Source organism: Streptomyces sp. NBC_01116, from assembly GCF_041435495.1.
Taxonomy (GTDB): domain Bacteria; phylum Actinomycetota; class Actinomycetes; order Streptomycetales; family Streptomycetaceae; genus Streptomyces.
In genome coordinates, this window is the sequence record NZ_CP108644.1 from 1,354,126 (window position 1) to 1,376,922 (window position 22,797).

At 72.9% G+C, this 22,797-nt stretch carries 22 protein-coding genes and 7 tRNA genes; 13 read left to right on the forward strand and 16 right to left on the reverse strand.

All coding sequences use genetic code 11. The features are described from left to right. Positions 1-8: 8 nt before the first annotated feature. Positions 9-1,679 carry a hypothetical protein gene (locus OG245_RS05685; protein ID WP_371622452.1) on the forward strand — a complete coding sequence of 557 codons (1,671 nt, stop codon included), beginning with the start codon at positions 9-11 and terminating at the stop codon, positions 1,677-1,679. 126 nt (positions 1,680-1,805) lie between these two features. Here OG245_RS05685 and OG245_RS05690 read toward each other — a convergent pair whose 3' ends face one another. Then, a complete protein-coding gene (locus tag OG245_RS05690; RefSeq protein WP_371622453.1) occupies positions 1,806-2,381 on the reverse strand; it encodes an HIT domain-containing protein in 576 nt (191 codons plus the stop codon). Positions 2,382-2,447: 66 nt separating this feature from the next. On the opposite strand from OG245_RS05690, the gene OG245_RS05695 reads away from it, so the two are divergent. Next, the gene (locus OG245_RS05695) at positions 2,448-3,125 is read left to right on the forward strand and encodes a potassium channel family protein (RefSeq protein ID WP_371622454.1); all 678 of its coding nucleotides are present in this window, start codon (positions 2,448-2,450) and stop codon (positions 3,123-3,125) included. A 28-nt stretch (positions 3,126-3,153) separates the two neighbouring features. Here OG245_RS05695 and thrS read toward each other — a convergent pair whose 3' ends face one another. The 3 genes from thrS to OG245_RS05710 form a co-directional block, all read right to left on the reverse strand. Further along, positions 3,154-5,130, reverse strand: coding sequence for a threonine--tRNA ligase (thrS, locus tag OG245_RS05700; protein WP_032794016.1), 1,977 nt, complete (start codon positions 5,128-5,130; stop codon positions 3,154-3,156). 99 nt (positions 5,131-5,229) lie between these two features. Then, a complete protein-coding gene (locus OG245_RS05705) occupies positions 5,230-6,474 on the reverse strand; it encodes a hypothetical protein (protein ID WP_371622455.1) in 1,245 nt (414 codons plus the stop codon). Then, the gene (locus OG245_RS05710; protein WP_371622456.1) at positions 6,474-7,070 is read right to left on the reverse strand and encodes a DUF4365 domain-containing protein; all 597 of its coding nucleotides are present in this window, start codon (positions 7,068-7,070) and stop codon (positions 6,474-6,476) included. Before OG245_RS05710 ends, OG245_RS05705 begins: the two co-directional genes overlap by 1 nt. 226 nt (positions 7,071-7,296) lie before the next feature. Between OG245_RS05710 and OG245_RS05715 the strand changes: the two genes are divergently transcribed. Beyond that, positions 7,297-8,022, forward strand: a complete 726-nt coding sequence (locus tag OG245_RS05715; RefSeq protein ID WP_371622457.1) for a 3'-5' exonuclease — start codon at positions 7,297-7,299, stop codon at positions 8,020-8,022. A 65-nt stretch (positions 8,023-8,087) separates the two neighbouring features. Here OG245_RS05715 and OG245_RS05720 read toward each other — a convergent pair. Then, positions 8,088-8,159: transfer RNA gene (locus tag OG245_RS05720), tRNA-Val, on the reverse strand. Positions 8,160-8,299: 140 nt separating this feature from the next. Here OG245_RS05720 and OG245_RS05725 point away from each other — a divergent pair. Next, positions 8,300-10,885, forward strand: a complete 2,586-nt coding sequence (locus OG245_RS05725; protein ID WP_371622458.1) for an SCO7613 C-terminal domain-containing membrane protein — start codon at positions 8,300-8,302, stop codon at positions 10,883-10,885. A gap of 109 nt (positions 10,886-10,994) precedes the next feature. Here OG245_RS05725 and OG245_RS05730 read toward each other — a convergent pair. Together OG245_RS05730 and OG245_RS05735 are read right to left on the reverse strand one after the other, a co-directional pair. Continuing rightward, positions 10,995-11,066: transfer RNA gene (locus OG245_RS05730), tRNA-Val, on the reverse strand. A gap of 55 nt (positions 11,067-11,121) precedes the next feature. Beyond that, entirely contained in the window at positions 11,122-11,577 is a 456-nt protein-coding gene (locus OG245_RS05735) for a TIGR02611 family protein (protein WP_371622459.1), read from the reverse strand. A gap of 190 nt (positions 11,578-11,767) precedes the next feature. Between OG245_RS05735 and OG245_RS05740 the strand changes: the two genes are divergently transcribed. Continuing rightward, positions 11,768-12,181 carry an SsgA family sporulation/cell division regulator gene (locus tag OG245_RS05740; RefSeq protein ID WP_003959770.1) on the forward strand — a complete coding sequence of 138 codons (414 nt, stop codon included), beginning with the start codon at positions 11,768-11,770 and terminating at the stop codon, positions 12,179-12,181. Positions 12,182-12,451: 270 nt separating this feature from the next. Further along, positions 12,452-13,048 (forward strand): CGNR zinc finger domain-containing protein, encoded by a 597-nt coding sequence (locus tag OG245_RS05745; RefSeq protein ID WP_371622460.1) that lies wholly within the window; start codon positions 12,452-12,454, stop codon positions 13,046-13,048. Positions 13,049-13,084: 36 nt separating this feature from the next. Here the strand turns inward: OG245_RS05745 and OG245_RS05750 are convergent, their stop codons facing one another. Next, positions 13,085-13,240 (reverse strand): hypothetical protein, encoded by a 156-nt coding sequence (locus tag OG245_RS05750; protein WP_371622461.1) that lies wholly within the window; start codon positions 13,238-13,240, stop codon positions 13,085-13,087. 166 nt (positions 13,241-13,406) lie between these two features. Next, the gene (locus OG245_RS05755; protein ID WP_371622462.1) at positions 13,407-13,886 is read right to left on the reverse strand and encodes a hypothetical protein; all 480 of its coding nucleotides are present in this window, start codon (positions 13,884-13,886) and stop codon (positions 13,407-13,409) included. A gap of 166 nt (positions 13,887-14,052) precedes the next feature. Between OG245_RS05755 and OG245_RS05760 the strand changes: the two genes are divergently transcribed. Continuing rightward, positions 14,053-14,571 (forward strand): DsbA family protein, encoded by a 519-nt coding sequence (locus OG245_RS05760; protein WP_371622463.1) that lies wholly within the window; start codon positions 14,053-14,055, stop codon positions 14,569-14,571. Positions 14,572-14,593: 22 nt separating this feature from the next. On the opposite strand, the gene OG245_RS05765 is transcribed toward OG245_RS05760, so the two are convergent. From OG245_RS05765 to OG245_RS05775, 3 genes are all read right to left on the reverse strand, one after another. Then, positions 14,594-15,430: a GNAT family N-acetyltransferase gene (locus tag OG245_RS05765; protein WP_371622464.1), complete on the reverse strand. Its 837-nt coding sequence runs from the start codon at positions 15,428-15,430 to the stop codon at positions 14,594-14,596. Between the two features lie 77 nt (positions 15,431-15,507). Next, complete coding sequence (locus tag OG245_RS05770; RefSeq protein WP_371622465.1) at positions 15,508-16,329, reverse strand: aminotransferase class IV; 822 nt, start codon at positions 16,327-16,329, stop codon at positions 15,508-15,510. Next, a complete protein-coding gene (locus tag OG245_RS05775) occupies positions 16,326-17,384 on the reverse strand; it encodes a chorismate-binding protein (RefSeq protein WP_371622466.1) in 1,059 nt (352 codons plus the stop codon). The genes OG245_RS05770 and OG245_RS05775 overlap by 4 nt, the downstream gene beginning before the upstream one ends. Before the next feature lie 145 nt (positions 17,385-17,529). Between OG245_RS05775 and OG245_RS05780 the strand changes: the two genes are divergently transcribed. From OG245_RS05780 to OG245_RS05800, 5 genes are all read left to right on the forward strand, one after another. Further along, positions 17,530-17,602 (forward strand) — tRNA-Gly (locus OG245_RS05780). A 38-nt stretch (positions 17,603-17,640) separates the two neighbouring features. Then, positions 17,641-17,714, forward strand: a tRNA-Cys gene (locus OG245_RS05785). 1 nt (position 17,715) lies between these two features. Next, positions 17,716-17,787, forward strand: a tRNA-Val gene (locus OG245_RS05790). Between the two features lie 19 nt (positions 17,788-17,806). Then, positions 17,807-17,878 (forward strand) — tRNA-Val (locus OG245_RS05795). A 23-nt stretch (positions 17,879-17,901) separates the two neighbouring features. Beyond that, positions 17,902-17,976 (forward strand) — tRNA-Val (locus OG245_RS05800). A 110-nt stretch (positions 17,977-18,086) separates the two neighbouring features. Here the strand turns inward: OG245_RS05800 and OG245_RS05805 are convergent. The 3 genes from OG245_RS05805 to OG245_RS05815 form a co-directional block, all read right to left on the reverse strand. Then, positions 18,087-18,392, reverse strand: coding sequence for a zf-TFIIB domain-containing protein (locus tag OG245_RS05805; RefSeq protein ID WP_371622467.1), 306 nt, complete (start codon positions 18,390-18,392; stop codon positions 18,087-18,089). Positions 18,393-18,457: 65 nt separating this feature from the next. Continuing rightward, positions 18,458-19,420, reverse strand: coding sequence for a phosphotransferase family protein (locus OG245_RS05810; protein ID WP_371622468.1), 963 nt, complete (start codon positions 19,418-19,420; stop codon positions 18,458-18,460). Between the two features lie 305 nt (positions 19,421-19,725). Beyond that, positions 19,726-19,932 (reverse strand): hypothetical protein, encoded by a 207-nt coding sequence (locus OG245_RS05815; protein ID WP_215110628.1) that lies wholly within the window; start codon positions 19,930-19,932, stop codon positions 19,726-19,728. Positions 19,933-20,548: 616 nt separating this feature from the next. Here OG245_RS05815 and OG245_RS05820 point away from each other — a divergent pair. Further along, a complete protein-coding gene (locus OG245_RS05820; protein ID WP_371622469.1) occupies positions 20,549-21,883 on the forward strand; it encodes a protein kinase in 1,335 nt (444 codons plus the stop codon). Between the two features lie 55 nt (positions 21,884-21,938). On the opposite strand, the gene OG245_RS05825 is transcribed toward OG245_RS05820, so the two are convergent. Continuing rightward, positions 21,939-22,757: a TrmH family RNA methyltransferase gene (locus tag OG245_RS05825; protein ID WP_371622470.1), complete on the reverse strand. Its 819-nt coding sequence runs from the start codon at positions 22,755-22,757 to the stop codon at positions 21,939-21,941. Positions 22,758-22,797 lie beyond the last annotated feature (40 nt).

The window sequence follows — 22,797 nt, forward strand, 5'->3', positions numbered from 1 at the left end:
GGCGACAGGTGGCCAACGACGGATTCGACTTCTCACCCGGGGCCCAGATCCCGATCCAGGGCTCGGGCGGCCAGACCGTGGCGACCAATGCCCTGGCCTCGGCGGCGTATCGGGACAGTCCGGTGGAGACGATCCTCGACGCCAACAGCGAGTGGCACAAATCGGTGGTGAAGCCGGGCTCCTCGAAACTCTTCAAGTCCGACTACTTCAAGCCGAATCTCGGCGAGGCGTTCGCCCGTGCCGTCCAGGAGCGGATGCTCGGGGGCGCGCGCGGCGCGCTCATCCAGTCCTTCGGCATGGACCCGCAGACCGTGGTGGAGCACTGTCTGTCGGCGAACAACCTGCGCAAGGCCCGGGACACCCGGCTCACCCTGGTGACCGTGGTGTTCGGCGTCCTGTTCCTGCCCGGCATGCTGGCCTGGGTGATCGCCTTCCGGGTCCGGGAGGCGCTCAGCAAGTCCAAGGACACGGCGTTCCGCGCGGTCGGCACGATCCTCCTGGCCGCCTTCGGCATCGGCGCGCTGGTCCTGATGGTCAAGCTCCCCCTGGACGGGCTGCTCGCGCTCTACGTCCGGGGCGCGCTCATCGCCCCGGTGATCGGCTGGCTGATCGCCAAGCGGATCGCGGAGACCTCGGCCAGGGACCTGCGGGCGCGCTGGAGCGGCCTGCTCTCCGGCACGGGGGTGATCGCGAAGATTCCCGAGGCGGTGCCGAAGAACCCCAACGAGACCGCCCGCGAGGCGCTGCGCCAGGGACTGGAGAAGCTGTCGGCCGAACAGCAGTCCAACGCCGTCTTCTACGCCGGTCCCAAGGGCGTCCTCGGGATGGGCACCCGCTGGGGCAGCTGGCAGCTGGCCGAGGAGCTGCTCCCCAAGGACCCGACCAAGGAGATCCACCAGTTCCGCAGCTGGGACCTGATCCGGATCATCCACGACCAGTTGAAGATGCTGGAGCGCGGGCCGCTGAACACGGGCGGCTTCCCGAAGCCGGACGTGAAGCACTGGATCGTCTCGCCGATCGGGGAGGGCGCCGACTCCGTCACGCGCCCCGAGGGGGAGGACGTCGCCACCTTCCAGGTGAAGCCCCACGAGATACAGCGGATCTGCAACCACCAGCAGTTCGGCAGCGGTGACCGGCACTACCTGGGCGTCCAGTTCACCCTGTGGGACGGTCAGCTGGTGATCACCATGATGATCACCGTCACCGTGCTCCACGAGACCCTGCGCATCGAGGTCACGGGCCACGCGCTGGGGCCGGTGCACGGCCTGTTCCTCTCCAAGCCGGCGGCGAAGACGCGGACGGTCAACAAGACCGTCCGCTTCTGGGAGACCCGGGACATCCAGCTGGCCCTGGTAGACGCCAAGGAGGTCGTCCGGCTCGCGCTGCGGGCCCCTCTGACCTGGTATCCGCCGCTGCTGGACTATCTGGGCGGGAAGATCGTGCTGCCCGAGCCGTTCGGGCTGCGGCACGCGTGGGCGGCCAAGCCGTGGAACCACCGCTTCATGGCGGACGACGCGATGCGCGCCGCCACCCCGGTGCTGCGGGCCGTCCACACGGCGGCGATGCGCGTCCTCGCGGAGAACGGCGTCGACACGGAGCGCTTCGACAACCGCTCGATGATACTGAGCGGCCTCGTCCAGGACCCGGCCCCGCGCAAGGCCGACGTCTACGACGCGTAGGAACGGAACGAGAGGGGGGAGGCCCGGCCGAGCCTCCCCCCTTCTCCGTACCGAGTTCTCCGTACCGAGTTCTCCGTACCGAGTTCTCCGTACCGAGTTCTCCGTACCGTGCTCAGCGGGCCGTGCTCAGCGGGCCGGCAGCTCGCCCTTCGGCCAGGCGTCGGCCAGCATCGCCCGGGTGTCGCCGAGCAGCTGGGGCAGCACCTTGGTGTGGCCGATGACCGGCATGAAGTTGGTGTCCCCGCCCCAGCGCGGCACCAGGTGCTGGTGCAGATGCGCGGCGATCCCGGCGCCGGCCACCGAGCCCTGGTTCATGCCGATGTTGAAGCCGTGCGCCCCGGAGGCCGCGCGCAGCGCGACCATCGCCCGCTTGGTGAAGTCCGCCAGCTCCGCCGTCTCCGGGTCGTCCAGCTCCGTGTAGTCGGCCACATGACGGTAGGGGACGACCATGAGGTGGCCGCCGTTGTACGGGTACAGGTTCAGCACCGCGTAGACGTGCTCGCCGCGCGCCACGAGGAGCCCGTCCTCGTCGGATTTCGCGGGGATCGAACAGAATGGACAACCGTCCTCGGCGCCCGGGCCGCTGGGCTTGTTCTCGCCCTGGATGTACGCCATCCGGTGGGGAGTCCACAGGCGCTGGAATGCGTCGGGCGTCCCCACGCCGATCTGCTGCTCCGGCTCACTCGTCATGCCGATCAGCATATTGCGTCGCCCCGGCCGAGCGTGTCGCCGGGGCCGCACCGCCCGGCCGCCCGCGATGCTGAGGCGATGAGCGACCGACCCGCCTCCGATCGACCCGCCCGGCTGACCCGCTGGGAGCAGCGCACGGAGGTCCCGCTCTTCGCCGCGGGGCTGCTCTTCCTGGCGGGGTACGCGGTCCGGGTGCTGACCCCGCACGACGACGAGCCCTGGAACGACCTCGCCCTGATCCTCGTCTGGACGACCTGGCTGCTGTTCCTCCTGGACTACGGGACGCGGCTGCGGCTCAGCGGGCTGGGCGCGCGCTTCCCGCGCGTGCACTGGCTCGACACCCTGGTCCTGCTGCTGCCGCTGCTGCGCCCGCTGCGCATGGTCAAGGTGTACACGGCGGTGCAGCAACGCCGCGACCGCCCGCGGCTCAGTCTGTACGCGCGAGTGATCTCGTACGCGGGCCTGACCGCCGCCCTGCTCGGCTTCGCCGCCTCGCTCGCGGTCTACCACCTGGAGCACACGGCCCCCGACGCCTCCATCCGCACCTTCGGCGACGCGGTGTGGTGGGCCTGCGAGACGCTCACGACGGTCGGTTACGGCGATGTCGCCCCGGTGACGTTCTGGGGCCGGACGGTCGCGGCGGGGCTGATGGCCGGCGGCCTGGCGCTGCTCGGCGCGGTCACGGGGTCGTTCTCGTCGTGGCTGATCCAGGTGTTCACCCGGGAGGACGAGAAACGGCCCCCGGAGCGCGGGTAGCGCTCCGGGGCCGTTCCCGCGTGACGGATCAGACCTGTACGCGGTCCTCGACGGCCTTCGCGATCTTGGCGAGGGCCTCGTCGACCGGGATGCCGTTCTCCTGCGAACCGTCGCGGTAGCGGAAGGAGACGGCACCGTTGGCCATGTCCTCATCGCCAGCGATGATCATGAAGGGCACCTTGGCCTTCTGCTGGTTGCGGATCTTCTTCTGCATCCGGTCCGAGGACGCGTCCACGTCCACCCGCAGCCCCTGCTTGCGCGCCTTGGCGGCGAACTCCTGGAGGTAGGGGATGTGGGCGTCGCCGATCGGGATGCCGACGGCCTGGACCGGCGCGAGCCAGACCGGGAACGCGCCCGCGTAGTGCTCCAGGAGCACGGCGAAGAAGCGCTCGATGGAGCCGAACAGGGCACGGTGGATCATCACCGGGCGCTGCTTGGAGCCGTCGGGCCCGGTGTACTCCAGGTCGAAGCGCTCCGGCAGGTTGAAGTCGAGCTGCACGGTCGACATCTGCCAGGTGCGGCCGATGGCGTCCTTGCACTGCACGGAGATCTTCGGGCCGTAGAACGCGGCGCCGCCCGGGTCCGGGACCAGGGGCAGACCCTGCTTCTCGGCGACCTGGCGCAGCGTCTCGGTGGCCTCTTCCCAGGTCTCGTCGGAGCCGACGTACTTCTCCGGGTCCTTGGTGGAGAGCTCCAGGTAGAAGTCGGTGAGCCCGTAGTCGCGGAGCAGGTTCAGCACGAAGGTGAGCGTGCGGTCGAGCTCCTCGGCCATCTGCTCCTTGGTGCAGTAGATGTGCGCGTCGTCCTGGGTGAAGCCGCGCGAGCGGGTCAGGCCGTGCACGACGCCCGACTTCTCGTACCGGTACACGGTGCCGAACTCGAAGAGCCGCAGCGGCAGTTCGCGGTAGGAGCGGCCGCGCGCGTCGAAGATCAGGTTGTGCATCGGGCAGTTCATCGGCTTGAGGTAGTAGTCCACCCCGTCGTCGAGCTGCATGGGCGGGTACATGCCGTCGGCGTACCAGTCCAGATGGCCGGACTTCTCGAAGAGCTTGCCCTTGGTGGCGTGCGGCGAGTAGACGAACTCGTAGCCCTCCTCCTCGTGACGGCGGCGCGAGTAGTCCTCCATGGCCCGGCGGATGACGCCGCCCTTGGGGTGGAAGACCGCGAGGCCGGGGCCGATCTCGTCGGGGAAGGAGAAGAGGTCCAGCTCGTTGCCGAGCTTGCGGTGGTCGCGCTTGGCGGCCTCCTCCAGGAACTCCAGGTGCGCCTTCAGCTCGTCCTTGGTCGGCCAGGCGGTGCCGTAGATGCGCTGGAGCATCGGGTTCTTCTCGCTGCCGCGCCAGTACGCCGCGGCGTTGCGCATCAGCTTGAACGCCGGGATGAACCGGGTGGTGGGCAGGTGCGGACCCCGGCAGAGGTCCTTCCAGCACAGGTCGCCGGTCTTGGGGTCGAGGTTGTCGTAGATGGTCAGCTCGCCGCCGCCCACCTCGACGTCCGCGCCGTCGTCGGAGGAGGCGGACCCCTTGATGCCGATGAGCTCCAGCTTGTACGGCTCGTCGGCCAGCTCCTCGCGGGCGGCCTCGTCGGAGACCACGCGGCGGGAGAACTTCTGGCCCCGCTTCTGGATCTCCTGCATCTTCTTCTCGATGGCCTTGAGGTCCTCGGGCGTGAACGGCTTCTCGACGTCGAAGTCGTAGTAGAAGCCGTCCTTGACCGGCGGGCCGATGCCGAGCTTGGCGTCGGGGAAGAGCTCCTGCACGGCCTGGGCCATGACGTGCGCGGTGGAGTGGCGCAGGATGTTCAGGCCGTCCTCGGAGGAGATCTCCACCGGCTCGACGCTCTCGCCGTCCTGGAGCTCGTAGGAGAGGTCCTTCAGCTCACCGCCGATGCGGGCGGCGACGACGGTGCGCTGCCCGGGGAAGAGCTCGCCGGCCGTCGTGCCCGTCGTCACCACGTGCTCTTCCCGCTCGGAATCGCGTTGGATGATCACACGGACGTCTGACACCGGTCTCTCCTGTCTGAGGGGGCGCCTGCCTTCACATGGCCAAGCACTGCGAATCGTACCGAGCCGTACGCCCCCGACGCGAACGCCTTCCGGGCCGGGCTACGGCTCCTCCCCAGCGCACGCCTCCTCGAAGAAGTCCACGTTCTCCTGGAGCGCCTTCATCAGCCGGTCCCGCTCGGCCTCGTCGACCTGGACGGGCGCGACCTGCGAGGCCCCGGTGAGCCGCCGGAAGCCGCCCCGGTTCTCCAGCCGCCCCTCCACCCGCAGCGGCAGTCCGACCAGGTGGGCGTGGCCCGCGATGCGGTACGCCTCCTCGTCCAGCTCCACGCGGACGTGCGCGACCTCGGCCCCGGCCAGCACCCGCAGCCGTACGATCCCGGCGCCGCGCGGCCCCGACCGGCGCAGCCGGACCACCACGCCGGTCAGCCGCACCCGCACGGCGGGTTCGTCGCGGAGGTAGCGGGCTCCGGCGGCGCGCAGGGCGGGCAGGTCGCCCGGGGAGAACTCGACGGGCGCGGGGCGGGCCGGGCAGCCGTCCGGGGTGCCTGCGGCGGGTGCCCACCGCAGGTCGATCCGGGCCCCCTCGGAGCCGCGCACCAGGGCGATCAGCGCCTCGGTCAGCTCCCGGCCGACGCCCGCCGCGACCGCGCTGTCGAAGGCCTCCAGGCCGCCGGTGGCGCGCTGGTAGTCCACCGCCTCGCGGGTGGCGTGCAGGGCGTGGCAGAGCCGCACGGCGATGGCGCGGCCGGAGGCGACGGGGACGTACGCGGTGAGGCTCCGGCCGTCGGCTCCGGGCCCGATCAGGGCGTCGTCCAGGGCGGCGCGTGCCTTCCGGCGGTGCCGGGCCCCGTGGTAGCCGGCCCGGCCGCGGGCCGCGAGGGCCCCGGCCATGAGGACCCGGCGGGCGGCCGAGCGCAGCTCCTCCGCCTCGGTCCAGCCCGAGGCGCCCGCGGCTCCGGCCGCCGACTCGGGGACCTCGCGCCACCAGCGGATCTCGTCGCTGGGCAGGGTCAGGGAGACCAGGATGTCGCGTGCGGAGGGGTCGGCGCTGCGGCCGAGGGCGTCGAGGGCCTCCTCGATCAGCTCCCCGCTGTCGGGGAAGGACGCGTTCTCGGGCACCAGCAGGCTGGTCGTCCCGCCGGCGGAACCGGGCGGGGTCCAGCGGCCGTAGCGACCCGGCGCTCCCCCGCGCCGCTGCCAGCCGTGCCGCCGCAGGAGGGCCCCGAGGACGGCGGGGTCGGGCAGTTCCCCGGCGAGGGGCGGGGGCCCCGGGCGGGCGGTGGGGTGCGAGCGGGCGGCGGGCAGTCCCGCTCCGCCCGTGGGCTCGTCCATGGACCGGTGCATCAGGGTCTCCCTCCGGCCCCGACCCGGGCCATGATGTCGCAGAGTGCGCGGTCGTCGAAGATCCGCGAGGTCGGGATGCGCACAGTGGTCCGGTTCCGGCCCGTCACCGCGTGGCCGGCCAGGTTGGTCCAGTAGCAGCAGTGGCGCAGGTCGAGGCCCCCGGGCCCGGCGCGCAGCCAGTCGTCCTGGCTGCGGGGGACGATCATCACGACCAGGATCTTGTGCACCGACACCGGGCTGCGGGCGAGTTTGACGAGGTGGGCGTTGTCGAGCGTGAAGGAGAACGCCCCGCCCGCCGGGTGCGGCGGTATCTGGTAGGTGCATTTGAGCTGCACCTTGATGGTCACTTCGTCGTCGACGGTGTGGGCCGGGGCGCCGTGGCTGACGTGCCAGTCGATGCCGTTGTCGGGGAAGGGCTGGGACAGGGAGCATCCCGCCGCCGCCGCGACGGCGTGCAGGTAGCCCACCTGAAGGGTCTCCATGCAGGCGGTGGTGGCGAGGGAGCCGCGCAGTGGCGTGTCGGGCCGCTGCGGCAGCCGCGGCCCGAAGGCCTCGGCGCGGGCGGTTCCCCCGGGGTCGGGCTGCGCGAGCGCCATGGCTCCGTGTGCCTTCCGGGCGTGCCGATCGATGGCAGGTGGTCTGCCGGCGGGGTGTCGTGGGCTGGACGGATCGACGGACGCCGGCGGCAACTTCCCGGCGTCCCACCTGTGTTGTCACCGCATCGGACCGCCCGCAAACGGCGTATCAGGCAAACAGCCCGGGTATCACCGAATCGGGCAGAGGAAACATTCCATCTGCCGTGCGGGTGCGAGGAGTTCGGGGATGATGCACTGGTTCGAGGGGCCACTGGCCGCTTTTGACACGGAGACGACAGGCGTGGACGTCGAGCAGGACCGGATCGTCTCGGCCGCTCTCGTCGCGCAGGACACCGCGGGCGGTCGCGTCCGCGTCACGCGCTGGCTGGTCGATCCGGGGGTCCCGGTCCCGCCGGGGGCGACCGAGATCCACGGTCTGACCGACGACCACCTTCACCGCTACGGGCGTTGGCCCGCCCCGGTGATGGACGAGATAGCCCGGGCCCTGGCGGAGAGCTGTGCGACGGGCCGTCCGCTGGTCGTGATGAACGCGCCCTTCGATCTGACGCTGCTGGACCGGGAGTTGAGACGGCACCGGGCGTCGTCGCTGGCCGGGTATCTCGACGGGGTGCCGATGCGGGTGGTGGACCCGAGGGTGCTGGACAAGCATCTGGACCGCTACCGCAAGGGCCGCCGTACGCTCACGGACCTGTGCGCGAGTTACGAGGTGGTGCTCGACGGGGCCCATGACGCGGCGGCCGACGCGACGGCTTCACTGGAGTTGGTACGGGCGGTGTGCCGGCGCTTCTCGACGCGGCTGGAGCGGCTGTCGCCGGCCGAGCTGCACGTCCTTCAGGCGACCTGGCACGCGGCCCAGGCGCGGGGCCTGGAGGCGTGGTTCGCGAAGAGCGGGACGCCGGAGACGGTGGATCCGGCGTGGCCGCTGCGTCCGGAACTGCCCGCGGCCGCGTAAGGGGTTCGAGGGGCGGGACATGCGAAAGCCGGTCCGCGTGATGCTGACGGACCGGCTTTCCCCGGTGGGCGATACTGGGTTCGAACCAGTGACCTCTTCGGTGTGAACGAAGCGCTCTCCCACTGAGCTAATCGCCCGGGAACGGGATGAACCATACAGGGCTTCGAGGGCTTCGTTCAAACCGCTTCCGGGTAGGGCTCTACTCAGGGCGGTGCGGCCGGGAAGTGAGTATCCGAGCGCATGTACGGGCCGGGTGGCCGGGGCCACACTCCCGTACATGGAACACGTGCCCCCGCCCGCCGAGGAACTGGCCCTCCTCGACCGAGAACTGGCCGAGCTGGACGCCCGCCGGGCCCAGCTGCTGACCCGGCGCACCTGGCTGCTCGCCGCGCTGCGGCCGCCCGCGCCGACGGCCGCCCCGGGCTGGAACCCGTCCGGCTGGGGCGCGCCTCCCGGCGCCCCCGCGCAGCCGTGGGGCCAGGTGCCGAAGCAGCCGTCCGCGCCGCGCAGCGCGCAGAACATCCTGCTGACGCTGGGCGGTCTGCTGCTGGCGGTCGCTGCCGTCGCGTTCACGCTGGTGAGCTGGGGCTCGATGGGGATCGGCGGCCGGTCGGCCGTGCTGGCCGCGGTGACCCTGGGGGCGATGGCCGCCCCGGCGGTGCTGCTGCGGCGGGGTCTGGCGGCCACCGCCGAGGCGCTGGCGGCCCTGGCCCTGGTGCTGACGCTGCTGGACGTCTACGCGGTCCACGCGGTGGCCGCGCCCGACACCGACGGGCTCGGTTTCACGGCCGTCGCGTCGGCGGTGCTCGCGGCGCTGTGGACGGCGTACGGGCTGGCGCTGGGCAAGCTGCGCCTGCCGTTGCCGGCCGCCGTGGTGCTGGCCCAGTGGCCGCTGCTGTTCTGGGCCTGGGCCGCGGGCGCGCCGGCGCTGGTGGTCGGGTGGGCGCTGCTGGCGACCGCGGTGCTGGACGGAGCGATCGCGCTGTGGGGCAAGGGCGCCGGGGTGCGGGTCACGGCGTGCGTCGGTGGATCGGCGATGGGCTTGTCGGCCCTGATGGTGGGCCTCGCGCTGTCCACGACGGCCTCCGGGCCGCTCGGGGCGGCGGGACCGGGGGCGCTGCTGCTGGCGGCGGCCGCGGCGGCCCTGGCCGGGGCGTGGCGCGCGCCGAGAGGTTTCGCGCGGACGGGCGGTGTGGTGGCGGGCCTCGCGGCGGTGGCCGCGGTGGGCGGCGTACCGGCCGCCGCACTGCCGGAGGGCTGGCGGGTGCTCGCGTATCTGCTGGGCGGCCTCGCCCTGGCAGGGGTCCTGCGGGCAGGGGTGCCGAGGGACGCGGCGCGCGGGGTGCTGGCGGCGTCGGCGGCCGTGGTGGCCGGCTCCCTGGCGTGGGCGCTGCCGCCGCTCGCGGCGGTGCTGCTGGGTCCGGTGACGCTGCTGTCGGACGTGTGGGCGGGGGCGCCGGAGGGATTCCGGTCCGCGCTGGGGTCGACGCTGCCGTGGTCGGAGCTGGCCGCGGCCCCGCTGACGCTCGCCCTGGTGGCCGGGCTGCTGGGGGCGGCGTACCGGTGGTGGCCCTCGGTCGTGCGGATCACGGCGCCGTTGGCGGCCCGGGACGCGGCTCCGGCGGAGGCGGATGTGCCGGGCGCGGCCCGGACGGCGCCGCCCGCTGCCGGGGCTCCCTGGTACGCGGCCGGTGGGGCCGGCGCTCGCCAGCGGCCTTCCGGGGCAGCCCTGCGCGGGGCCGCCGGTGCGGGTGCGGTGGCTCTCGGCTGGGGCGCGCTGCTGCTGGCCGGGGTCGTGCTGGATGTGCCCTACGCGGTCGCGGTGGCCGGGGAGACGGCCCTGGTGGGCGGGCTGCTCGCGTCGGCGGTCCGGAGTGCCGGGAGCGGCCGGAGCGCGTCGGCGGTGCCGGTGATCGCGCTGCTGGGGGCGGTGGCCGGGGCGATGAGCGTCGCCGTGCTGTCGCTGGCGTCGGAGGGGGCCTCCTACGCGGTGTTCGGCGCGCTGGCGGCGCTGTTCGCCGGGGCGGCGGTACGGGCGGGGGCCGAGGTGCCGCGTGCGGTGCTCGCGGTCGCCGCGGTGGTCTGGGGCACCGTGCTCACGGGGTTCGCGGGCCGGTCCCTGGACCTCGCACCGCATGAGTCCGCGCCGTTGATGCTTCTGGTGCCCGCGCTGACGGTGCTGCTCGGGGCACGGTTGCGGCGGAACCCGGTGGCGTTGCCGGTGGAGCTGGCGGGTGCGCTGGGTGCGCTCGTCGCCGTGGGGCTCGCGGTGTCCGACGCGCCCTTCCTGGCCCTGGTGCTGGCGTTGAGCGGGGTGCTGGCGGCGGGCGCGGCGGTGCGGTCGGAGCGGCGGCCGGTGGCGGGTTACCTGGCGGCGGCGCTGTTCGTGCTGGCCACCTGGGTCCGGCTGGCCGCCTCGGAGGTGTCGTTCCCGGAGGCGTACACGCTGCCGGTGACCGTGCCCGCGCTGGTGGTCGGGGTGCTGCGGCGGCGCGGGGACCGGGAGGTCTCGTCGTGGACGGCGTACGGGCCGGGGCTCGCGGCGACGCTGTTGCCGAGCCTGGCGGTCGCCTGGACCGACCCGGACTGGCTGCGGCCGCTGCTGCTGGGGGTGGCGGCGCTGGTGATCACGCTGCTGGGCGCGCGCTACCGCCTCCAGGCGCTGCTGCTGCTCGGTGGGGCGGTGCTGGCGCTGGACGGGCTGCACGAGCTGGCGCCGTACGTGGTGCAGGTCGCGGGCGCGCTGCCCCGCTGGCTGCCGCCGGCCCTGGCCGGGCTGCTGCTGCTGGTGGTCGGAGCGACGTACGAGCAGCGGCTGCGCGACGCCCGCCGGCTGAGGGACGCGCTGGGACGGATGCGGTGAGCCACGCCCGGTCCGGGCCCGCTGGTCACAGCGGCTCCCGGGCCGGGGCCCGGCGCGCAACGCAGAGGGCCCGGGAGACGGATTCCGTCTCCCGGGCCCTCTGTCCGGGTGGGCGATACTGGGTTCGAACCAGTGACCTCTTCGGTGTGAACGAAGCGCTCTCCCACTGAGCTAATCGCCCGGGCGCACCGCAAACATTACCCCATGTCAGCGGTGCTCCTGGACCGTCCCCCGGGCTACTCGCTGATCTTCCACGGCATGGTGAGCCCGAACTTCCAGACGTAGATCCCGGCCAGCACCGCCATGATCACGAGCCCCAGCGTGGTGAGGATGATGTTGCGTCGCCGGACCTTGGGATCGAGGGCCCGCTGCGCCGCCTCGGTGACCTTGCGCTTGGTCCAGCGCAGCACCAGCTGGGCCCAGACGAACTCGGTCGCCCAGATCGCCATGCCGCCGAAGATCACCAGCCAGCCGGGCCCCGGCAGCACGAGCATGAGCACGCCCGCGATCACCACGCCGAGCCCGACGATGAAGACGCCGACCTGCCAGCTCAGATGGAGCGCTTTCGACGCCTTGATGAAACCCGGCGCCCGCGAGCCCAGCTCGCGCTCCTCCCGGTCCGATTCCCCCGTGGCGGATGCGCGTGCCGCCTGGTCGGCGACCTCGCTCCGCTCGTCACTCTCCGCGTTCATGAAGCTCAACTTACCCGACCCGTCTTCGTCACTGGAATGGGCGCATAACTCAAAGTTACACGCCGCTGAGCGAGGGACCCGAAGCATCACAAATGGGTCAGAGGGGTTTACAACGCCACCGTAGGTGGCATGTCGATTTCGCCGACGTGCGAATCCCCGAGCGCACACTGAGCGAAAGGCCCTGGCGCTTATGAACACCACGGTCAGCTGCGAGCTGCACCTGCGCCTCGTTGTGTCGAGCGAGTCCTCACTGCCTGTACCCGCGGGCCTGCGGTATGACACGGCCGATCCCTATGCCGTGCACGCCACCTTCCACACCGGAGCGGAGGAGACGGTCGAATGGGTATTCGCCCGCGACCTCCTTGCCGAGGGTCTTCACCGGCCCACCGGCACCGGAGACGTCCGCGTCTGGCCATCTCGTAGTCACGGTCAAGGCGTCGTATGCATCGCCCTGAGCTCCCCAGAGGGTGAAGCCCTGCTCGAAGCCCCGGCGCGGGCCCTGGAGTCGTTCCTGAAGAGGACCGACGCCGCGGTTCCGCCCGGCACCGAGCATCGTCACTTCGATCTGGACACGGAGCTCTCCCACATCCTGGCCGAGAGCTGAGCCAGGCAGAGAGCCGCTCGACGCCGTCCGACTCGGGGCGACGGCGTCGTGCCGACAACCGCATAGGGCAGACACCGGCGCCGTCGTCGCGGAATCCACCGCGACGACGGCGCCGGTGCGCCCGGCTCCCGCGACTCCTCCTCCCAGGGGCCGGAGGGGCCCGTTCCGCTCCCTGCCGGGCCCGCACCGGGCCTGGCACCGCCGGGCCGAGCCAGTAGAGTCAGCCGCCATCGGCAGGCGCCCGCCCGCCGGAAGGCCAGGGAGCGAAGCGTGCTGATCCCTCACGACACCCGGATCGCCCTCGACACGGTGGTCGATCTGGTGAACACCGCACCGGAGGACGAGCCGCCGCGGGACGACCCCTCGGACAGGCTCGCGGGCGGATCCGAGGACGGCCTCGCCGACATCGCCGCGCTGTACGCCTTCGCGGAGCGGCATCTCATCAGCGGGGTCGGCTCGCTCGGCGAGAAGGACCTGGCCGCCGTGCGCGACGTCCGGGCCCGTTTCGCCGAGGTCTTCGCGGCGCCCGACCCCCGCACCGCCGCCGACCTGGTCAACCGCCTCGTCGCGGCGGCCGGCACCACCCCGCAGCTCACCGACCACGACGGCTACGACTGGCACGTGCACTACTTCGCCCCCGACGCCTCGATCGCCGACCATCTCGCGGCCGACTGCGGCATGGCGCTGGCCTTCATCATCGTGGCGGGCGAGCAGGAGCGACTGCGGCGCTGCGAGGCGCCGGACTGCGGGCACGCGTTCGTCGACCTGTCGCGCAACCGCTCCCGCCGCTACTGCTCCAGCCGTACGTGCGGAAACCGGCTCCACGTCGCGGCGTACCGGGCCCGGCGCAAGGAAGCCGCGGGCTGACGCCCACGCCGCCGCCCCGCACCGTGGCGCGAGGCGTCACAGGACGAAGAGATCGTGCAGGGCGGCCATCAGCAGCAGACCCCCGATCACCGTCAGGAAGATCATCAGGGGCGGCTGGGAGAGCGCGAAGAGACAGCCGCGGGGCTCTTCGGCGGGGGGTGCGGGGGCATCGCCCCGGGAAAGGTCCACCATCTCTGAGTGATCATGACGCACCGACGGCCGGGTTGGCGATCAACCGGGGTCATTCCCCCGGGAGTTCACCGTCCCGTGGCCATCGGTAATCGCTCCGGCGTGCGGGTCGCCATCAGGCTTTCGGGCCGGTGGGCGCCTGCCCGCGCCCGCAGGACGGGCCGCGGTCTCAGATGCCGTGCTTCTTGAGGATCGCCTCGATGTCGCTGAAGTCGTCGCCGGGCGCGGCGGCCTCCTGCCTCTTCTTCGGCTTCGGCTGCGCCTGCGGCTTCGTGGCCGCCGCCGCGGGCCCCGCCGCACCGCCGGCGCCGAGCGAGGGGGCGGAGGCGGCCGGGGCCACCGCCTCGTTCCGCCCGGCCGCCCGCGCGGCCTTGCGCTCCGCGCGGGTGGTGCCGCTGCGGCGCTCGATGGCGCGGGTGGTCATGAACAGCAGCCAGGAGAGGCCGAGCACCCCGAAGCCGAGCCAGATGCTCGGCTTGAAGGCGATCCCGGCGAGCCAGTCGACGACCCCGGTCAGCACGAGCCCGACCGGGACGAGGGAGTAGGCGGCGATCCTCGTCGCCGTGAGGAACCGCTTGCGGTACGCGGTCACCGCGGCGATGCCGAGGCCGGCCGCCGACACCGCGGAACAGATGGTCTCGGCAAGCATCAGGGCCTCCAGGCGCAGGGGATACGTCCCTTCCATCCTGCACCGGCGACCGCCGTCGGGGCCACGGTGGTCGTCCACCTCAGGGACATTTCAGGGCCGGACTCCTCCCCAGGGGGTGGGCCGGTCCCGGTTGGGTAGCGCCCGCCCGGCCTGGAAGACTGGGCACATGAGCGATTCCTCCCCCGCGGCACCGGTCGTCCTCGACCTCTGGTGCGATCTCGAATGCCCCGACTGCCACCGAGCCCTCGACGATGTGCGCGCCCTGCGCGCCCGGTACGGGGACCGCGTCGAGATCCGGCTGCGGCACTTCCCGCTGGACAAGCACAAGCACGCCTACGCCGCGGCCCAGGCCGCCGAGGAGGCGACGGACCAGGGCAAGGGCTGGCCGTACATCGAGGCCCTGCTGTCCCGCACCGCCGATCTCGGCGGCACGGGCGAGCCGGTGCTCCTCGCGGTGGCACGGGAACTGGGCCTGGACGCCGAGGAGTTCGACACGGCGCTGATCGACGGCCGGCATCTGCTGATCGTCGACGCCGACCACGCGGAGGGCAAGGCGATCGGCGTGACCGGCACGCCCACCTATGTGATCGGCGACGAGCGGCTGGACGGCGGCCAGAGCCAGGACGGGCTGCGCGAGCGGATCGAGGAGATCCTCGACGGCCTCCTGGCCGCACGGGACCGGTAGCGGCCGGCAGCGAGGGGAGGGGCTACAGCGCCTTGGCCAGGTTGTAGCGCGTCGTCGCGTAGCCGAGGGACTCGTACAGCCGCAGGGCCGGGGTGTTGGAGGCGAAGACGTGCAGGCCGAGCCGGTCCGCGCCCCAGGTGCGGGTGACGTCCTCGGCGAGCAGCATCAGGGTCCTGCCGTAGCCCCGGCCCCGGTGCTCCTCGCGCACCTCGACGTCGAAGACGAACCCGGCGTCGCCACCGGGCGGCAGCTCCCGGCGGGCCACCCACACATGTCCGACGACCTCGCCCGCACGCACCAGCACCTGGAAGCGCACCCCGTCGGTCGCCAGTCCGTCCGGCAGGAGGGTGGCGTGGTCGGCCTCGGACTTGAGCCCGGCCTGCTCGGGCGGCACGCCGCGGTCGATCCAGCCCTGTGCGTACGCACGCACCGCGTCCTGCCGCCAGGCGGCGAACTCCTCGTCGCCCATCGCGCGCGAGGTGAGGCCCGCGGGGAGCGGGGCGGGGTCCGGGCCGAGGTCCTTGACCATGTTCCGGCTGCGTTCGGTGTAGCCGAGGGCGGCCGCGAGGCGGCGGGCCGGGTCGTTGTCGGCGGGGACCTCCACCCGCACCCGGGTGCAGCCCCACCCCCGCAGCACCTCCTCGGCGGCGAGCACGGCGATGGTGCCCCGGCCGCGTCTGCGCCGGGACTCCTCGACGGCGAGCGAGCCCAGCACCCCGGCGGTCGGGCCGAACGCGTCGTCGGTGCTGATCGCGACGGCGCCGACGGGCCGTCCGTTGTCGCACACGTCGTAATGGCGGGCCCGCGCGCCGTCGGCGCCCTGCTGAAGCGGCCCGGACGGCCGGAGTGTCGTGGTCATCAAGGGTTTGTATCCCCTGCGCGAGGCCCCGTCACGCGCTTTTCGGGGCCTTCGGGGCTGTGGGGCCGCCCGGCCCGTTACGGGTCGAGGTCGTCGCCGGACCGCTCGGCGAAGATCCGCATGGCCTTCGCCGTCACCGGCCCGATCTTGGAGGCCGGCTCGCGGTCGTCGAGGCGGTGCACGGCCTGGACGTCACGGAGCGTCGAGGTAAGGAACACCTCGTCGGCCTCGGCGAGAACATCCATCGGGAGGTCGGTCTCCTCGGCCCCGGTCCACTCCACGGTCAGCGCGCGGGTGATCCCGGCGAGGCAGCCGGAGGCCACCGGCGGGGTGTGGATGCGGCCGTCCAGGACGACGAACACGTTGGAGCCGGTGCCTTCGCAGAGGCGGTCGGCGGTGTTGGGGAACAGCGCCTCGGACGCGCCCCGCTCCCGTGCCCGTGCCAGGGCGACGACGTTCTCGGCGTACGAGGTGGTCTTCAGGCCGGCGAGCGCGCCGCGTTCGTTGCGCGTCCAGGGGACGGTGATCACCGCCGTGCTGTCCGGGCGGCGCTTCACCCCGTCGAGGGCGACGACGAGGCTCGGTCCGTCGGTCCCCCGGTCCGAGCCGAGCGGGGACAGCCCGCCGGTGTAGGTGATCCGCAGGCGTCCCAGGGCGACGGGATTGGCGTCGATGACCGCGGCGGCCGCGCGGCGGACCTCGTCGTGGTCCGGCTCGGGCAGCCCCAGGCCCCGGGCGGAACGGGTGAGGCGGTCGAGGTGCCGGGTCAGCGCGAAGGGGCGCCCCTCGCTCGTACGCACCGTTTCGAAGATGCCGTCGCCCACGGTCAGCCCGTGGTCGAGCACCGACAGCCGGGCGTCGTCGGCGTCCCGCAGTCCGCCGTTGACCCAGATCCTCATAGCGCGGTCCTTCCTGTCTCCGAATACGCACCCGACGCTACAGCGAGCAGCCGGGAGGCCTTGAGTTCGGTCTCGTCCCATTCGCGCTCCGGGTCCGATCCCCAGGTGATCCCGGCCCCGGTCCCGAACCGCAGCAGCGGCGCGGGCCCGGCCCGGTCGATCCAGAACGTCCGTATCCCGACGGCGAGCGAGGCCGTGCCCCGGTCGGCGTCGACCCAGCCGATCGCACCGCAGTACGGTCCGCGCGGGGCCCGCTCCAGCTCGGCGATGATCCGCAGCGCGCTGGACTTCGGCGCCCCGGTGACCGAGCCGGGCGGGAAGGCCGCCGAGAACAGCTCGGGCCAGCCCGCTCCGTCGGCCAGCCGGCCCCGGACGGTGGAGACGAGGTGGACGAGACCCGGGTGCTTCTCCACCACGCAGAGATCGGGCACGCTCACGCTTCCGGTGGCGCAGACCCGGCCCAGGTCGTTGCGGACCAGGTCCACGATCATCACGTTCTCCGCGTGGTCCTTCGCCAGCAGGTCGTCCTCGGTCCGGCCGGTGCCCTTGATCGGGCCGGACTCCACGGTCCGCCCGTCGCGCCGGAGGAAGAGTTCCGGGGAGGCGGTGGCGATCTCCACGCCGTGGCCCGGCAACCGGATCGTTCCGGCGTACGGGGCGGGGTTGCCGCGTGCGAGCAGGGACGTCAGGGCGTCGACATCGGCCCCGGCCCCGCCGCCGGGGAGCGGTGCGGAGAGCACCCGGCAGAGGTTGGCCTGATAGACGTCGCCCGCCGCGATGTGTTCACGGATCCGCCGTACGCCCGCCGTGTAGGCGTCACGGTCCAGCGAGGAGGTCCAGTCCCCGGTGGCGGGCCCGCGCCACGCTCCGGGCACGGGAGGAGGCACCGCCTCCTTGCGCACGTCGGAGAAGCGGGCACAGACGCTGCGCCCTTCGAAATCGGCGCATACCGCCCAGAAACCGGATGAGTCGAGAGCCGCGGGATCGTGGGTCACATCCTGCAGACCTGAGGCGATGAGGCCGTCGAAACGGGCCAAGGGGGCGAGGTCGGACACGCGAATGAGTCTAGGACGGCGCGCGGTGACCTGCGCCGGGGCGAGGTCACCGCAGCACGCTGCACAAACGCGTTTTTGTACTGGCCCAGGAATCCGCTAGAGTTCAACACGTCGCCGGGACGCGCAAGCGGGCCGGGAAAGACAAGCGGACGTAGCTCAGTTGGTAGAGCGCAACCTTGCCAAGGTTGAGGTCGCCAGTTCGAACCTGGTCGTCCGCTCGCAGAAGGTGGGGGATTCTTCCCGAGCCCCCATCCCTGGTGGAGTGGCCGAGAGGCGAGGCAACGGCCTGCAAAGCCGTCTACACGGGTTCAAATCCCGTCTCCACCTCCAAGGACGATTAGCTCAGCGGGAGAGCGCTTCCCTGACACGGAAGAGGTCACTGGTTCAATCCCAGTATCGTCCACTGGTCCGCGAGGATCCCCGCGCGATTAGCTCAGCGGGAGAGCGCTTCCCTGACACGGAAGAGGTCACTGGTTCAATCCCAGTATCGCGCACGCAGTACACGCAGGTTCGCCCTGCGCGATTAGCTCAGCGGGAGAGCGCTTCCCTGACACGGAAGAGGTCACTGGTTCAATCCCAGTATCGCGCACCACAGAGAGCCCCCGGCCGTCTCCACGACCGGGGGTTCTCTCGTCGTACGGTCCGGCCCCTCCGTGTCCCGGCGGCACGTGGCCGCCGGGACACGGAGGACGTTCGGAACGATCAGGACGAGAACAGCATCCGGCCGAAGCCCTTCTGGCGGTGGTGGCCGTAGTGCCCACCGTGCCCGCCGTGCTGCGGCGCGCCCCAGGCGGGGGCGGGGGCGTGGGCGGCCGGCGCGGCCGGGTAGGCCTGCGGGGCGGGGGGCGCGGGCGGGGCCTGCTGGGACCACTGGGACTCCAGGCGGGTCAGCGACTCCAGTTCGCCGTAGTCGAGGAATATCCCCCGGCAACCGCTGCACTGCTCGATCTGAACGCCGTTGCGGTTGTACGTGTTCATCTGCGCGTGACACTTCGGGCACTGCATCATCGGCTCGGCTCCTCGCCCTCGTTGTGCCGTCGCCGGAATGTCTGCCCGGCGGCGGTCCGTTCACCCTACGACGCGTGGTCGGCGGCCAACTCGGGCGGCAGCGTAGCGATTCGGGCACAGGATTCGATCATCAGTTGTTCGAGCTCGTCCGGAACCCTTCCCTCCGCGGCGCACTTGACCAGGGCGAGCGCCGCCGTCTGCACCGTCAGCGCGCGGGCCGGGACGTCGAGTTCGGGCCAGGGGTCCCCGTCGGCGGGCACCGCCGGTCCCCCGGCGGACCGGTAGGCGTCCAGGAAGGCGGACCAGTCCTCGGGGGCCAGGAGACCGGCGGCGTACCAGGCGGCGGGCCGGCCGAGGTCCCAGGCCGGATCGCCCGTCCCCGCGTCGTCCACGTCGATGAGCAACCAGGGCCCGTCCGGAGCGGGATGGCGTACGAGCTGGCCGAGGTGCAGGTCCCCGTGGCACAGGAAGCCGGCCCTCCGGGCGGGTGCCGGGGCCTCGGCCCGGGCCCAGGCCGGCAGGGCCCGCCAGCCGGCCAGCACGGGCAGGACGGCCGGGTCACCGGGAAGGGCGGCGCGCATCCGGGCGACGGCTCGCGCGGCCTTGGCCGGTCCACGCATCGGCGGGAGCCGGAACGGCGGCTCCGTCCGGTGCAGGCGGGCGAGCAGCACCGCGGCCTCGGCCCAGGGGGCCGCCTCGGGGTCGGTGGGGTCGACGGGCGCGCCGAGCGGCCAGAGCGTGACCGGGCGGGCACCGGGACCGGCGGGCGGCGGGACGTCGAGCGGCGGGAGCAGGATCCCGGAGAGCCGCGGGGCGGCGGCCAGGCCGATCCGGGCCGCCAGCGCCTCGCGGTCGGTGTCGGCGGCGTGGGCCTTCGCGACGATCGCGCCGCTGCGGACCACCGTGCCGTCGGGCCGGTCCGCGAGAACCTGCGGCGGCTCGCACACGCAACGCGCCCCGGCGGGGTGGGAAAGCCGGTGCGCGAGGGCGCCCAGGTCATGGACGGCTGAGGTCTCGGTGGTGGTCAACGGCTCCCCCGGCGGCGGTCGGCCCGGCCGTGGCACCGGTCCCGCCGCGAGCGTAACGCGAGGGCCCGCACGGGAGACCGACCGGCCCGGAAGCCGCAGCCCGGGCCGGAGCGCCCGACAGGAAGCCGGGCCGGCCGGTGACGCGTACGTCGGCCCGGCGGGGGACGGGTGGGCCCGGACAGCGCGATGCCCGGTCAGCTCCCCAGCTGACCGGACAAACGCTGCCGTCCGCCGCACCCCCGTCCCCACGGGGCTGTTGGCCGGATGTGCGGGTCCGGACCGCTCTTCCGGACCCCGGGCGCCGCTCAGCGCCCCAGCATCACCGCCACGGACGACGCCTGTGTGACCACCGCTTCCCAGCCGCCGAAGACGACCGCGAGCAGGGCCGCCAGGGGAAGGACCATCGCCGTCGCCACCAAGGGGTGGCGGGTGCCGGACGAACGGGTGCCGAACGCGGCGTACGCCCTGCGTCCCTGCGTACGGACCATGGTCCGCGCTGCCGTGTCCGACATGGTTCCTCTCCTGACCTGATGGGGAGCGGCGGGCGTGTGACCTCGGGGGACGAGTGCTGCGCCCACCGCTTGACCACAACATTAGGTAAGCGCCGAGTACAGGGCGTCATGCCCGCGTACCGAATACCGGGCCTCCCGGAGGATGAGCCGTCGTCGATCGGCGTACTCCCCTGGGTGGAGACGGACCACCGGAGGTTGGGGTCATCCCGGAGGGGACGCCCGGGCCGGTCCGGCACGCTTGCCGGTGTGCGGCCGGCCGCTCGTGCGCGTGCGCCGGGTGACTTCACTCACGCCCACCGCCCCCGGCGGACGGCCCTCCCCGTGTCCGGGACCCCCCGGGGCACCGTCGCCCCGCAGGCCCGGGCGGTGGTCACGGCCTCCGTGACGGCCGCGCCCGGGTGCTCCCCCGGTGATCCAATCTCCCTTGCCCGGTGGCCCTTTGAGCAGGCCGGTCGGCCGAGGGGCCCGGATCCGCCGTGCCCTGACCCCTCTTCACCTCTCCCGCCCGGCACGGACAATCGAATCCCCGGCGAGGGCGCGGCCTCTGAGCGCGCCGGGCGCGGGGTACGTAAGCTGTGCCTCGTCAGGCGGACCAGGCAGCGGGGATGGGCAGACGATGGCGATGATGCGGCTCCGGCGCGAGGACCCGCGTCTCGTCGGCTCGTTCCGGCTGCACCGGCGGCTCGGCGCCGGCGGCATGGGCGTCGTCTACCTCGGTTCCGACCGGCGCGGCCAGCGGGTCGCGCTCAAGGTGATCCGGCCCGACCTGGCGGAGGACCAGGAGTTCCGTTCGCGGTTCGCGCGGGAGGTGTCGGCGGCCCGGCGGATCCGCGGCGGCTGCACGGCCCGGCTGGTCGCCGCCGATCTGGAGGCGGACCGCCCGTGGTTCGCGACGCAGTACGTGCCCGGACCCTCGCTGCACGACAAGGTCGCCGAGGAGGGCCCCCTGGCCGCCGCCGAGGTCGCCTCGATCGGGGCGGCGCTCTCCGAGGGCCTGGTGGCGGTGCACGAGGCGGGGGTGGTCCACCGCGACCTGAAGCCGTCGAACATCCTCCTCTCCCCCAAGGGCCCCCGCATCATCGACTTCGGCATCGCCTGGGCGACCGGGGCGAGCACGCTCACCCATGTCGGTACGGCGGTGGGGTCACCCGGGTTCCTCGCGCCCGAGCAGGTCCGGGGCGCGGCCGTGACGCCCGCGACGGACGTCTTCTCGCTCGGCGCGACGCTCGCGTACGCGGCGATGGCCGACTCCCCCTTCGGGCACGGCAGTTCCGAGGTGATGCTGTACCGGGTCGTGCACGAGGAGGCGCAGCTCCACGGGGTGCCCGACGCGTTGGCCCCGCTGATCAGCGCCTGTCTGGCGAAGGACCCGGAGGAGCGGCCCAGCACGCTGCAACTGTCCATGCGGCTCAAGGAGATCGCGGCGCGCGAGGCGCAGGGGCTGCACGAGAGCCGGCCGCCCGTCCAGCGCTCCGCCCAGGAGGCCGACCGGCCGACCGGCCGGATGGCCGATCCGTACGCCGATCAGCACACCCGCCGCTCGGAGGGCCCGTCCGCCTCCCGCCCGCAGCCGGGCAGACGCGGCGCGCCCGCGCGTTCGGGGCCGCCGCGCACCGGTGGCTCGCGCCCGCAGCAGGCGTCGCGCGACACGACGCGTTCCGGGAAGCGGCCGGGGGCGCCGGCCGGGACGAACGGCCGTCCGGGGACCCGCTCCGGGGGGCGCACGACCTCGGCGGGGCGGCGTCCCGCCAATCCGCGGCTGCTGCGCCAGCGGCTGGTGGTGTTCGTCGTGGTGACGCTGCTGGTGGCGCTGGGCATCGCGGCGGCACAGGGCTGCCAGGGGCCCGCGCGTGGGCTGGGCGGGATCGGGACCGGGGTCGAGCAGCAGTACCGGGCGCCGCAGGCACACGCTCAGGCGCAGGCTGTGCGGGTCCCGCTGCGGTCGTCCTGACGCCGAGGCCGACCTGAGCAGTGAGCTGCCCGCGCCCCGGCGCCGGGACCGCGGCTCAGCTCTCCGGGCGTCCGGTGGCCACCGCGTAGAAGGCGACGGCGGCCGCCGCGCCCACGTTCAGCGAGTCGACGCCGTGCGCCATCGGGATGCGGACCCAGGCGTCGGCGGCCATCAGCGCCTGCGTGGACAGGCCGTCGCCCTCCGCTCCGAGCATCAACGCCACCCGGTCCAGCCGGTGCGGGGCCGCCTCGTCGATGCTGGTGGCCTTGGCGTCCGGAGTGAGGGCGAGGAGCCGGAAGCCGGCCTCCCGTACCCCTTCCAGCGCCTTGGGCCAGGCTTCGAGGCGGGCGTAGGGGACGGAGAAGACCGCGCCCATGGAGACCTTGACGGAGCGCCGGTAGAGCGGGTCGGCGCAGTCCGGGGAGAGCAGGACCGCGTCCATGCCGAGGGCCGCTGCGCTGCGGAAGATGGCGCCGATGTTGGTGTGGTCGTTCACCGATTCCATGACCACCACCCGGCGGGCGGTGGCGAGCAGTTCGTCGGAGTCGGGCAGCGGCTTGCGCTGCATGGAGGCGAGCGCGCCGCGGTGGACGTGGTAGCCGGTGACGCGTTCGGCGAGTTCGGGGGCGACGGCGTACACCGGGGCCGGGACCTCGTCGATGACGTCGCGCATGACGTCGACCCACTTGGCCGAGAGCAGCATCGACCGCATGTCGTACCCGGTCTGCCGGGCCCGGCGGATCACCTTCTCGCCCTCGGCGATGAAGAGGCCTTCGGCGGGTTCGCGCCGTCGTCGCAGCTCGACGTCGGTCAGGCCGATGTAGTCGCTCAGCCGCGGGTCGTCGGGGTCGTCGACGGTGATGAGTTCTGCCACAGGGTGATACTGCCTTGTCCGGTGTGTGGTGCCAACGCCT